Here is a 13,033-nt window from a genome sequence, read left to right as displayed (position 1 = left end):
CATTTCGACGTAGGAGAAATCTTCTGCGAAAGACTTATAAACGGTACAATATCTCTCACTATCGTTCGAGATGACAAAAGTCTTTGAGTTTCTCGATTCTTGTCTCTAAACTTTGTCTCCCGCCTCTTTTTCAGCTATATTAGGCTCTTAAAACTATTGCCTTGAAAAGAAAAGACTTCCTCTATTTAAGCGGGATGGGCTTGGGTGCAGCCATGTTTCCAAACATCCCTGTTATCGGTTCGCCAATACATCCCGAAGCGGCCTTGCAAGCGGCTGATGTTGCTGCTAAAAAGCGTATGGCCGATGTTGCCCTAAACGCCGCAAAATCAAAAGGAGCTACTTATGCCGATGTACGCATTGGTCGTTATCTTAATCAATCAATAGTAACCCGCGAAACCCGGGTGCAAAATATAGCCAATACCGAAAGCTACGGTATGGGCGTGCGTGTGCTGGCCGATGGCTGCTGGGGCTTTGCCGCCACCGACAAAATGGATAACGATGGTATTGCCCGTGCTGCCGACCTTGCCGTGCGTATTGCCAAAGACAATGCCAAGCTTTTAAGCGAACCCGTGCAACTCGCCCCACAAAAGGGTTATGGCGAGGTAAGCTGGAAAACCCCGATAGAAAAGAACGCCTTTGAAATACCCATAAAAGAGAAAGTAGACCTGCTGTTGGCTGCCAACAACGCGGCGCTTTCCGCAGGGGCAAGCTTTGTTAATAATTCGTTGTTTATGATCAACGAGCAAAAATATTTTGCCTCTACTGATGGATCGTATATCGATCAGGATATCCACCGCATCTGGCCAAACTTCACCATAACTAAAACAGACTCAAAGAGCGGTAAATTTGAAACCCGTAATTCATTAGGTGCACCGATGGGCATGGGTTATGAGTATCTGATCCCTGATAAATCAACTGTATTAAATGGTATATTCCCGATATATCGCACCCGGTTCGATATGATTGAGGATGCCAAAACCGCCACCGCTCAACTCGAAGAAAAGCTTAAAGCCAAACCGATAGAGCCAGGAAAATACGACCTGATATTAGACCCAACCAACCTGTTCCTTACCATCCACGAATCCGTTGGTCACCCAACAGAGTTAGACCGGGTGTTAGGCTATGAGGCCAACTTTGCCGGTACCAGTTTCTTAACGCTGGATAAATGGAAATCGGGCAAATTTAACTTCGGTAGTAACATTGTAAACTTTGTGGGCGATAAACTGCAGCCGGGAGGTTTAGCTACCGTTGGCTACGATGATGAAGGTGTTAAATGCGGCAAGTGGGATTTGATTAAGGATGGTGTTTTAGTTAACTACCAAACCATCCGCGATCAAGCGCATATCTTAGGGCTAAACGCCTCACAAGGCTGCTGCTATGCCCAAAGCTGGGACGATGTGCAGTTTCAACGTATGCCGAATGTTAGCCTGCAACCCGGCAAAGCCAAGCTTTCTCCTGCCGAATTGATTAAAAATACTGAGAAAGGCCTGTATATGTTCGGCCGTAATTCTTACTCAATAGATCAGCAGCGTTATAACTTTCAGTTTAGCAGTCAGCTTTGTTATGAAATTAAAGACGGTAAAATTGCAGGCATGGTAAGCGGTGCAGCCTATCAGGCCAATACCCAGGAATTCTGGAACTCCTGCTCTGCCATCTGCGATGCCAGCGACTACCGTTTAGGAGGTTCCTTCTTCGACGGTAAAGGCCAGCCACAGCAAGTAAGTGCTGTATCGCACGGATGTTCTACAGCTAAGTTTGATAAGGTGAATGTGATTAATACTTCCCGAAAAATTTAGTTTGGGTTGATTGAGTTGAATAAGTTGGAGTAAGTTGATTTTGTTAGGTTGTTTATTTAGTTAGTTGATATCCAAAGAAAGGCTCCAGGAAATGGAGGCGGAGCTTGATAAATGCATGCGAATGCTAAATGGTTATATATCATATCTAAAAACCAAAAAAGCCGTAACAATTTAACGCCTGATGGTGTCTAATTAATACGAATACCATAACTTAATCAACAATTCAACCTAATCCAACTTAGTCAACTAAATAGATTAACTAAAACTCTTATTACTTTGAACAGAAAAAATTTCCTTTATCTAACCGGCATGGGCATTGGAGGTGCTATGCTGAAGGGGATACCAGTTATAGGTTCGCCTATATCTGTTGAAGCAGCTTTGCAGGGTGGTGTGGATGTTGCGCTTAAAAAGCGCATGGCCGATGTTGCCTTAAACGCGGCACGCTCTAAAGGCGCTACTTACACCGATGTTCGTATCGGTCGCTACCTGCGTCAGTTTGTGGTAACCCGCGAAGAAAAAGTGCAGAACGTAGTGAACACCGAAAGTTACGGCATGGGTATTCGTGTGTTGGCAAACGGCTGCTGGGGCTTTGCCGCAACAGATAAATTAGATACCGACAGTATTGCCAAAGCAGCGGCCGCAGCGGTGGCTATTGCTAAAGAAAACGCACGTATCCAGACAGAGCCGGTACAGCTGGCACCCCAAAAAGGATATGGCGAGGTAAGCTGGAAAACCCCGATTGAGAAAAATGCTTTCGAGGTGCCAATTAAAGATAAAGTAGATCTGTTATTAAAGGTAAACGATACCGCCATGAAGGCCGGTTCAAACTATATTACTTCGATCATTTTTTCTGTAAATGAGCAAAAATACTTTGCATCAACCGATGGGTCGTATATCGATCAGGATGTACACCGTATTTGGCCTACTTTTTTTGCAACCAAAATAGATCCAAAGACAGGTAAGTTCGAAACGCGGAATGCGTTAAGTTCGCCACGTGGTATGGGTTATGAATATCTTATACCTAAAGCAGCCGACAAAATTACCGGTATGCCAACCACGCTTTATCGTAACAGCTACGATATGATCGAAGACGCTGGCTTTGCAGGTAAACAAGGCGGCGAAAAAATGGCGGCAAAATCAGTAGAAGCTGGTAAGTATGACCTGATTCTTGATCCAAGTAACCTTTGGTTAACCATCCACGAATCGGTTGGCCACCCATCTGAATTAGACCGCGTGCTGGGCTATGAGGCCAACTTTGCCGGTACCAGTTTCCTAACGCTGGATAAATGGAAATCGGGCAAGTTTAACTTCGGTAGCAAAAACGTAAACATCGTGGCCGATAAGTTGCAGCCGGGCTCGCTTGGTGCAGTAGGTTACGACGATGAAGGAGTTAAATGCGGCCAATGGGATATTATTAAAGACGGTATCCTGGTTAACTACCAAACCATCCGCGATCAGGCGCATATCATTGGGCTTAATGCTTCGCAAGGTTGCTGCTATGCCGACGCTTGGAGCGATGTACAGTTTCAGCGCATGCCTAACGTTTCGCTGCAGCCGGGTAAAGCACCGCTTACACCATCAGACATGATCAAAAACGTGGAGAAGGGTATCTACATTGTAGGCGATAGCTCGTTCTCTATAGATCAGCAGCGTTACAACTTCCAGTTTAGCGGCCAGCTTTACTATGAGGTTAAAAACGGCAAGATAGTAGGTATGCTTAACGACGTGGCTTATCAATCAAATACCCAGGAGTTCTGGAATTCGTGCGTGGCCGTTTGCGACAAGAGCGATTACCGTTTAGGTGGTTCGTTCTTCGATGGCAAAGGCCAGCCCGAGCAGGTAAGCGCCGTGTCGCACGGATCGTCTACAGCACGTTTTAATGGAGTTAATATCATCAACACAGCAAGAAAAATCTAAAAATATTATGGCTATATTAAGTCAGGAAGAAGCACAAGCTTTAATGAAAAAAGCACTGAGCTTTTCGAAGGCCGACGAGTGCGAGATTAATCTTAACGGTTCGGATAGCGGCAACATTCGCTACGCACGCAACTCGGTTTCAACAAGCGGGGCAATCAGTCAAACCAGTCTCGTAGTATCATCAGCATTTGGCAAAAAACTAGGAGTAGCAACTATTAACGAGTACGACGATGCTTCGTTAGAAAAAGCCGTTCGTCGCTCGGAAGAGTTAGCGCAATTAGCACCTGAGAACCCGGAGTATGTTCCGTTTTTAGGTCCACAAACCTACTCGGCAGATAATCCGAAATTATTCGATCAAAAAACGGCCGAAATGGAGCCTAAAAAGCGTACCGATATGGTGGCGCAAAGTTTACAGGTAGCTAAAGATGCTAACCTAACAGCCGCCGGCTTTTTGCAAAACACAGGCAGTTTTGCTGCTATGATGAATTCGCATGGGTTGTTTGCTTATAACAAGTACAGCGATATCAATTTCTCGGTAACCCTGCGTAGTGCAGATGGTAAAGGCTCAGGCTATGCTTCCAGAGATTACGAGGATTTTAACGATATGGATACGCTGAAGCTTACCAAGGTTGCAGCCCAAAAAGCCAACGGATCGGTAACTGCAAAGGCAATTGAGCCAGGTAAATACACGGTAATATTGGAGCCTGCTGCTGGTATTGTATTGTTAGAAAACCTTTATGGTGCACTTGATGCCCGTAGCGCCGACGAAGGCCGTAGCTTTTTAAGCAAAGCCGGTGGCGGTACAAAATTGGGCGAAAAACTGGTAGACGAGAGAGTGAATATCTACTCAGACCCACAAGACCCAAGGCTGCCAACGGCCAGCTGGAATGGAGACGGCCGCCCATTGGAACGTGTAAATTGGATTGAGAAGGGTGTTATCAAAAACCTTTCTTACTCGCGTTTCTGGGCGCAGAAGAAAGGCGTTAAAGCCGTGCCCGGCCCTAGCGGTATCATTATGGAAGGTGGCGATGCCTCTTTGGAGGACCTGATCAAAGGCACAGAAAAAGGTATTTTGGTTACCCGCCTGTGGTACATTCGCCCGGTTGACCCGCAAACTTTACTGTACACAGGTTTAACCCGAGATGGTACTTTTTACATCGAAAATGGTCAGATCAAATTCCCGGTTAAAAACTTCCGTTTTAACGAGAGCCCTGTAATTATGCTCAATAACCTCGAGGCCCTCGGCCGTACAGAACGTACGGTGAGTGGCGAGTCGTTCCAAAGCGCTATGATCCCGCCGATGAAGATCAGAGACTTTACGTTCAGCTCGTTATCTGACGCGGTTTAAGCTCGAGAATCAAGAATCGAGAAACAAGAATCAAGATAGGGAGGCGCCGAGAAATTGGCGCCTTTTTTTGTTTAAAACCTTTTTTGTCATTCAGAGCGATAGCGAAGAATCTTCTGTGCTATTGCCTGTTAAAGAAGATATTTCGCTACCGCTCAATATGACAATAAAGAGCGGATGTCGATGTATAACTTCATTTTTGCAATTTTCGAAAAAACACTACCAATCAATCATTTATAAGTTTATTCAACAGCAATTCGATATATTTAGGCAACTAAACTTACCATTTTGAAAAGAAAAGACTTCCTCTATCTATCCGGGATGAGTTTTGGGGCTGCGATGCTCAACCGGATTCCGGTTTTAGGTTCACCTGTGCCTTACGATGTGATCACACCGGGAGCCGATGTAGCTGCCAAAAAGCGTATGGCTGATGTGGTTCTGAATACGGCCAAATCTAAAGGCGCCACCTACGCCGACGTGCGTATTGGCCGATACCTTAACCAATATGTGATAACGCGCGAAGACAAAGTGCAGAATGTTGTCAACACCGAAAGCTATGGCATGGGTATTCGTGTAATTGCCAACGGTAGCTGGGGTTTTGCCGCTACCAGCGATATGACGACGGATGGTATTGCCGCGGCTACCAACCTGGCTGTACAGATAGCAAAAGAAAACTCAAGGTTGTTAAAAGAACCGGTTCAGCTTGCCCCGCAAAAAGGCTACGGCGAAGTAAGCTGGAAAACACCAATTGAGGTAAACGCTTTTGAAGTACCGATAAAAGATAAAATTGATTTGCTGCTTGGCGTTAATAATGCCGCCATGACCAACGGTGCAAGCTATGTAGATTCTGCAATGTTTACGGTTAACGAGCAGAAATACTTTGCTTCTACAGATGGTTCTTATATTGATCAGGACATTCATCGCCTTTGGCCGGTATTTAATGTAACTAAGATTGATTCGAAAACCGGGAAGTTTGAGACCCGTAACTCTTTAGGATCGCCGGTGGGCATGGGATATGAATATCTTACCCCTAAAGCATCTGAAAAAATTCAAAGCCAAACTACCCTCTATCGTAACCGGTATGATATGATGGAGGATGCCAAGCTTGCCGCCATACAGGCGGGGGAGAAGCATAAAGCTAAATCAGTGGAGGCCGGTAAGTATGATCTGGTGCTCGATCCAACCAATTTATATTTAACTATTCATGAGTCTGCTGGTCACCCATCAGAACTCGACCGCGTGCTAGGCTACGAGGCCAACTTTGCCGGTACAAGTTTCCTTACGTTGGATAAATGGAAGTCGGGCAAGTTTAATTACGGCAGTAAGCTGGTAAATATTAAGGCCGATAAACTTCAGCCAGGATCATTAGGCTATGTGGGTTATGATGACGAGGGCGTAAAATGCGGCGAGTGGGATATTATTAAAGATGGTACGCTGGTTAATTATCAGGCCATTCGCGATCAGGCGCACATCATTGGGCTAAAAGAATCGCAGGGGTGCTGCTATGCCGAAAGCTGGGATAATGTACAGTTTCAGCGTATGGCCAATATTTCGCTTCAACCGGGTAAAGCACCATTGGCACCTGCCGAGCTAATTAAGAATGTAGAGAAGGGGATTTACATTATTGGCGACGGTTCTTATTCGATAGATCAGCAACGTTATAACTTCCAGTTTAGCGGGCAGCTGTTTTATGAGATCAAAAACGGACAGATTGCCGGAATGCTGAAAGACGTAGCCTACCAGTCAAACACACAGGAGTTCTGGAACTCTTGCAGCGCTATTTGCGACGAAAGGGATTACCGTTTAGGCGGAACATTTTTCGACGGAAAGGGCCAGCCGCCGCAAAGTAACGCGGTTTCACACGGTTCATCAACAGCCCGGTTTAACGGGGTAAACGTTATTAATACTTCAAGAAAGATCTGATATGCCATTACTAACTAAAGAAGAAGCACAGACTTTGCTAAAGAAAGTGCTCAGCTACTCTAAAGCCGACGAATGTGAGGTTAACTTAACAGGTACAGACCAAGGTAATATACGTTATGCATTAAACGCGGTATCAACCAGTGGTGGCATCAGCGAGAAAACACTGGTGGTAAGTTCGGCATACGGAAAAAAATCGGGTGTGGCTACCATTAATGAGTTTGATGATGCTTCGCTCGAAAAGGTGGTGCGCCGCTCGGAAGAGCTGGCTAAACTTGCTCCCGAAAACCCTGAATACATGCCACTACTAGGCCCCCAAACTTACCTCGAATCAAAAACCTACGTGGATGCAACTGCCGCCATTAGCCCAAAAACGCGGGCTGATGCTGTGGCAACCAGCCTGGAAATCTCCAAAGCGGGTAATCTGAACGCCGCAGGTTTTTATAATAACGATACCGGCTTTAGCGCCATGATGAACTCCAAAGGTTTGTTTGCTTACAATACTTCAACCAGTGTGGCATTCAACGTTACTGTTCGTACCCCAGATGGTAAAGGCTCGGGTTATGCATCTAAAGGCTATAATGATGTAAGCAAGCTTGACGTGGCTGCAGCTACCCGTATTGCAGCTCAAAAAGCGGCAGCCTCGGTAACAGCCAAAGCTATCGAGCCAGGGAAGTACACCGTTATTTTAGAACCAGCTGCAGGCATTGTGCTGCTGGAAAACATGCTTTACGAACTGGATGCTCGTAACGCCGACGAAGGCCGCAGCTTTTTAAGCAAGCCCGGCGGGACGACCAAATTAGGTGATAAACTGGTAGACGAACGGGTAAATATTTACTCTGACCCACAGAATGCCGACCTGCCAACCGCTACCTGGGCGCAGGACGGCCGCCCGCAGGAAAAAATCTCGTGGATAGAAAAAGGTGTGGTTAAAAACCTGTTCTACTCGCGGTATTGGGCGCAAAAGAAAGGCGTAAAAGCCACCCCTCAACCCGATGCAGTGATTATGGAAGGCGGCAGCGCATCTCTGGAAGAATTAATTAAGGGAACTGAAAGAGGTATATTAGTTACGCGGTTATGGTACATCCGTTCTGTTGATCCGCAAACTTTGCTGTTTACGGGCCTAACCCGCGATGGTACTTTTTATATTGAAAACGGCCAGATCAAATTCCCGGTCAAAAACTTCAGATTTAACGAGAGCCCGGTAATTATGCTCAATAACCTCGAAGCCCTCGGCAAATCCGAGCGTACCGTTAGCGGCGAATCTGGCCAGGGAGCGATGATCCCGCCAATGAAAATCAGGGACTTTACGTTTACGTCGTTGTCTGACGCGGTGTAGGCTCCTCCCAAATCTCTACGGACGGGAGGGCTAAAAAAAGTTGTCATTCTGAACGATAGTGAAGAATCTTCTGCGTTGGCAGATTTACGTTGCGGAGAAGATATTTCGCTATCGCTCAACATGACAAATTGGTGTTGATACATAAATCTACACCAGCCTATCTTTAACCACCAAAGTCCCTGCAATCATATCGGTGCATGCACTGCTGGCGCTTGTTAAAAAAGTTAAGTAAGTAACCTACACCCAGCGTCAGTACCGAGAATATTTTAGATAAGTTTCGGCCGATAGCTGTACTGGTATTAATTGGATAACCCTGCATGTCGGTTACCTTTATTTTTAAGATTTGTTTGCCATAGGTAGCTTGCTTAGGGCCACTTTCCATTACGATATGATAAACAACATATGTTATCGGGATTACTACCAGCAAACTTCCGCTTAGTATCATATCGAACATCTTGCCCGGGGAGATCAATACGATAAGCAATACAGGCACAACGTAAACGCCCGTTATAATCAACCAGTCTATAAAGGAGGCTAATAATCTTTGATCAAAGCTACCAAAGTATTGGGGGATAACGGGAGGTTTGGTGAAGCCTAAAATCTCGCGCAGTTCGGCAATTTCGTGGGCTTCTTTATAATCTATCATGGCTTCGGTCTTTACAAAGTCGGCGGGTTTTAGCCCGCGGGCTTGCAGTTCAGTTATAGTGAACGGGCCTTCGGGCTTGCCGGCAATTACCATGATATATGTTTCAGCCATTGTTAAAATATAAAAAAACCGCTATGCAAAATACGCAAAGCGGTTTTAAATTATGAAGGTGTTGGTTTAGTATCTGCGTACTTTAAAATCAGATAAGCCACCGCTTATAGTAATGTAAATGCGGTTCTTAGCCGAATTAAATCCAGGGGTTTTGTATTCGTTATCGCCGTTATTGTTAAAGCCATCAAAGTTGTTTGATGATAAGCCTGTGCTGCTGGTAATCATACAGGCAGCATCTTTAGGCACGCTAACGGTAATGTCCGATACGCCTGATGAGATAGTAACCCGGGTATTGCTGGCAACCGGTTGTCCCAATTTAATATTGAATGCCGCGGCGCCGCCACTTAATACCAATGAGCGTACTTTAAACTTATTCAGGTCGAAATCTAAACTGGTTGCACCAGCTTTAATATTCACATCCCACTCGGGGTTCGAGTTTAATTTAAGAGTGGCGGTGTTTGATTTGTTATCGCCCCAGGTAAAGTGTTTGCGGTGCTCGTTATCCATGTTAAAGTCAACCACATGTACAGAGTCGTTATCGACATGATTTTTCAAAGTGTAGCGACCTGAGTATTCTTTAACGTTTGCGGCAAATAAATCGGTAGTAGTGTCGCTCAGATTATAAGTGGTGCCGCCACCGCTTAGGTTAAGGCGAGCTACCTTGGTTCCTGAAGTAAAGCCTGTGCGATAAAAGCTGTTACCATCTACCTTAACAATGTTGTTTTTAAGGGTATCGTTGTCATTGTCGTCGTCATCGTTATCGTTATCGCTCATGTCCATATCGTCGTCATCGTCATCGCGATCGTGATGATTGAAGTAGAAGGTTGGTGCAAAATGGTGTTTGCTGCCAGCATTGCCAAATAATATAAAGCACACACCCACTACTACTACCGCTATCCTTACCAGAGTTGCCCACGGTGCGCGATTGTGCGATAACAGCAGATTAACACCGCCTATTACCAAAAATACAGGCCACAGATATATAAGGTTACTCCAATGAAAGTGCAGGTATCCGAAATTTCTCAGCAGAACAATGGCTCCGATGAGTACCAGGATAACACCTGGCATTAATTTATTGCTTCTCATGTTAAAGTTCAGTTGAAGGGTTATCGGTTTTAGGTTCGTCTTTTAGTTCGGGCTCTGCCGCCGGCGGCGGGGTTTGCCACGCTTGTTGTACCGGTTGTTTGTTACTTTTTAGCATCAATACCAAACCAATTACCACCAATATTACCGGCCACCACTGTTCAAAATCCCAATCGGGGATAATGTTAAATTCATCCAGCAAAAAGCCGCCGCCTAACAGTATTAAAACCAGGCCGCCAATGATAGACGCGGTTGAAGGGCCTTTTTTTACCTGTGGTACAAACACTGGAGTTGGCTGATAAGGCGCTGATGATTGAAAAGGTGAGCCCGGAGGCACAGTATAATCAACCGGGGGTACGTAGTTAAATGGTTTTTTAGGCAACACTATCCAAAGGATAACATAGATTAAAAAGCCGCCGCCTTTAAAAATCAAGGCCAAAACAAATAACAAGCGGACTACTGATATATCAACTCCGAAGTATTCGGCAAGTCCGGCGCAAACACCACCTATGGTTTTATGTTGTTCGTCGCGATATAGTTTCTTTTCCATTGTAATTAATTTAAGAGTGATTTATAACTGGCCAAAAACAGGTGTAATTACAATCTCATTAACATTGGCACCGGCGCTCATGTTATAGATATTAATTACTGCCGAAGCGATGTCTGTTGGCAGCACCATGGTGTTTGCATCAACCTCAACTCCGTCCCAGGAAGCGGTTAAGGTCGACCCCGGAATTACCGAGGTTACTTTGACACCATATTGTTGCATTTCCAGCCTCATTATATTACTAAGACTAAGTGTCGCAGCTTTTGTTACAGTATAAGTACCTGCATTTGTAACCGGGTTTATGGCGGCTATAGAGCAAATATTAAAAATGTGCCCCTGTTTTGCGGCAGCCATTTTTTTGCCGAAATAACGGTATAATTCGTAAGCCGGGCGCAGGTTGGCGTTCATTAAAAGGTCGAAGGTGTCTTCATCATCGTCAGTTATCGAGGTAGGGTGGTAGATGCCTACATTATTTACGATTACATCAATGCTGCCCAATTGTTGCTCGGCAGTGGCAGCGAAATTTAGCAATTGATCTTTTTTACTGGCATCGGCTTCAACCACTATCACGCTGATCTGTTGGTTGATATTCAGCAGTTCTGCCTTTATTTGTTCTAATTCTTTTATATTACGTGAACAAATTGCAAGGTTTAATCCTTGTTTAGCAAAAGCAAAAGCTATGGCCCGGCCCATGCCCTTGGTAGCACCTGTAATTAAAGCGTTTTTCATGCTTAAAATTAGCGCTAATTGTTATATGCTGTAAAGCCTGCTGATTAAAAAATGTATTTTTGACTGATTTATTTATAGAAAAACATGTTTACTTCTTTTGGCAGATACATCTTATTGTTGCGCTTAAGTTTCAGAAAACCCGAAAAATTTACGGTTTACTGGGCAGAGGTAATGCGCGAAATGGTATCAGTGGGTATCGGCTCATTGGGCATTATCAGCATAATTTCCATATTTATTGGAGCAGCAACCACCATTCAGATAGCGTTTCAATTGGCCAGCCCTCTAATACCGCGTAGTATTGCTGGTAGCATTGGGCGCGATACCACAATTTTGGAATTTAGTCCAACCATTTCCTCGTTGGTATTGGCAGGTAGGGTAGGTTCGAGCATTGCATCTCAGATAGGTACAATGCGGGTTACCGAACAAATAGACGCATTAGAAATCATGGGTGTTAATGCGCCTGGATATCTCATAGCCCCTAAAATAATTGCCGGTGTAACTATGGTGCCGGTGCTGGTTATCGTTTCTATATTTTTAGGTATTGGCGGGGGCTATCTTGCTTGTTTTTCATCAAGCGACGTTTCCACCTCTGACTATATTACCGGTTTACGCGATGGTTTCGACCCGCTTACTATCCAGGTGGCCCTGGTTAAATCAATAGTGTTCGGATTTATAATTACATCTATTTGCGCTTACCAAGGTTTTTATACTTCTGGAGGGGCCTTAGAAGTTGGTCAGTCGGCAACCAAAGGAGTTGTATACAGCTGCGTAATGATTTTATTTGCTGACCTTGTTATTACCCGTTTAATGCTATGATTGAGATTAAAGATATTTACAAAACATTTGGTGATAACGAAGTTTTAAAAGGTATTACGGCCGACTTTAAACCGGGGAAAAATAATCTCATTATTGGCGGCTCCGGTTCGGGAAAAACTACTTTGCTGAAATGCATAGTAGGCTTGCATGCGCCAACCAAAGGCCAAATTATCTTCGATGGTGAGAATTTTACGGAGATGGATTTTGAACAACGTGTACCTATCCGTAAGCAGATCGGGATGCTGTTTCAAAATTCGGCCTTGTTTGATTCTATGACGGTTGAGGAGAACATTATTTTCCCTTTGAACCTCTTTACCACCATGAGCAAAGAAGAGAAACGCGACCGCGCCAACTTCTGCCTTGAACGCGTAAATCTTAAAGATAAGAATAAGCTTTTCCCTTCAGAATTATCGGGCGGTATGAAAAAGCGTGTGGGTATTGCCCGTGCCATTTCTATGGAACCCAAATATCTGTTTGTGGACGAGCCTAACTCTGGCCTCGACCCACAAACCTCTATTGTGATTGATGATCTGATCAGCGAATTAACCCTCGAATATAAGATAACAACAGTAATGGTAACGCACGACATGAACTCGGTAATGGGTATCGGCGATCACATTATATTTTTATACCAGGGAAAAAAATGGTGGGAAGGCTCAAACAAAGAAATAGCCCACACAGATAATAAAGAACTGAACGACTTTGTATTTGCCAGCAAGTTTACGCAGGCTGCAAGGGAGAAACTATAATGTATAGTCATTAGTCAGAAGTTATTAGTCATCAG

Annotated in this window: 11 protein-coding genes; 7 read left to right on the top strand and 4 right to left on the bottom strand. The window is 44.6% G+C overall.

Annotated elements, in window-relative coordinates:
- The first annotated feature begins 161 nt into the window (after positions 1-161).
- From GSY63_RS19060 to GSY63_RS19040, 5 genes are all read left to right on the top strand, one after another.
- Complete coding sequence (locus GSY63_RS19060) at positions 162-1,796, top strand: TldD/PmbA family protein (protein ID WP_166587416.1); 1,635 nt, start codon at positions 162-164, stop codon at positions 1,794-1,796.
- 276 nt (positions 1,797-2,072) lie between these two features.
- The gene (locus tag GSY63_RS19055; RefSeq protein ID WP_166587415.1) at positions 2,073-3,713 is read left to right on the top strand and encodes a TldD/PmbA family protein; all 1,641 of its coding nucleotides are present in this window, start codon (positions 2,073-2,075) and stop codon (positions 3,711-3,713) included.
- The gene (locus GSY63_RS19050) at positions 3,676-5,061 is read left to right on the top strand and encodes a TldD/PmbA family protein (protein ID WP_243749270.1); all 1,386 of its coding nucleotides are present in this window, start codon (positions 3,676-3,678) and stop codon (positions 5,059-5,061) included. The genes GSY63_RS19055 and GSY63_RS19050 overlap by 38 nt, the downstream gene beginning before the upstream one ends.
- A gap of 285 nt (positions 5,062-5,346) precedes the next feature.
- On the top strand, positions 5,347-6,981 hold the full coding sequence (locus GSY63_RS19045; RefSeq protein ID WP_208094595.1) for a TldD/PmbA family protein: 1,635 nt from the start codon (positions 5,347-5,349) through the stop codon (positions 6,979-6,981).
- A 1-nt stretch (position 6,982) separates the two neighbouring features.
- Entirely contained in the window at positions 6,983-8,317 is a 1,335-nt protein-coding gene (locus GSY63_RS19040) for a TldD/PmbA family protein (RefSeq protein WP_166587414.1), read from the top strand.
- A 163-nt stretch (positions 8,318-8,480) separates the two neighbouring features.
- Here the strand turns inward: GSY63_RS19040 and GSY63_RS19035 are convergent, their stop codons facing one another.
- The 4 genes from GSY63_RS19035 to GSY63_RS19020 form a co-directional block, all read right to left on the bottom strand.
- Positions 8,481-9,074, bottom strand: a complete 594-nt coding sequence (locus GSY63_RS19035) for an RDD family protein (protein WP_166587413.1) — start codon at positions 9,072-9,074, stop codon at positions 8,481-8,483.
- 66 nt (positions 9,075-9,140) lie between these two features.
- Positions 9,141-10,160, bottom strand: coding sequence for a LiaF transmembrane domain-containing protein (locus GSY63_RS19030; protein WP_166587412.1), 1,020 nt, complete (start codon positions 10,158-10,160; stop codon positions 9,141-9,143).
- Position 10,161: 1 nt separating this feature from the next.
- Positions 10,162-10,707, bottom strand: a complete 546-nt coding sequence (locus GSY63_RS19025; RefSeq protein ID WP_166587411.1) for a PspC domain-containing protein — start codon at positions 10,705-10,707, stop codon at positions 10,162-10,164.
- Positions 10,708-10,728: 21 nt separating this feature from the next.
- Positions 10,729-11,433, bottom strand: coding sequence for an SDR family oxidoreductase (locus GSY63_RS19020; protein WP_166587410.1), 705 nt, complete (start codon positions 11,431-11,433; stop codon positions 10,729-10,731).
- 84 nt (positions 11,434-11,517) lie between these two features.
- On the opposite strand from GSY63_RS19020, the gene GSY63_RS19015 reads away from it, so the two are divergent.
- Positions 11,518-12,249: an MlaE family ABC transporter permease gene (locus GSY63_RS19015; RefSeq protein ID WP_166587409.1), complete on the top strand. Its 732-nt coding sequence runs from the start codon at positions 11,518-11,520 to the stop codon at positions 12,247-12,249.
- The gene (locus tag GSY63_RS19010) at positions 12,246-12,998 is read left to right on the top strand and encodes an ABC transporter ATP-binding protein (protein WP_166587408.1); all 753 of its coding nucleotides are present in this window, start codon (positions 12,246-12,248) and stop codon (positions 12,996-12,998) included. The genes GSY63_RS19015 and GSY63_RS19010 overlap by 4 nt, the downstream gene beginning before the upstream one ends.
- The last annotated feature ends 35 nt before the right edge of the window (positions 12,999-13,033 follow it).

This window comes from Mucilaginibacter agri (assembly GCF_009928685.1).
In the GTDB taxonomy this organism is placed as follows: Bacteria; Bacteroidota; Bacteroidia; order Sphingobacteriales; family Sphingobacteriaceae; genus Mucilaginibacter; species Mucilaginibacter agri.
Note: the sequence above shows the minus strand (reverse complement) of the source record. Positions and strands in the feature narration are given on the sequence as shown.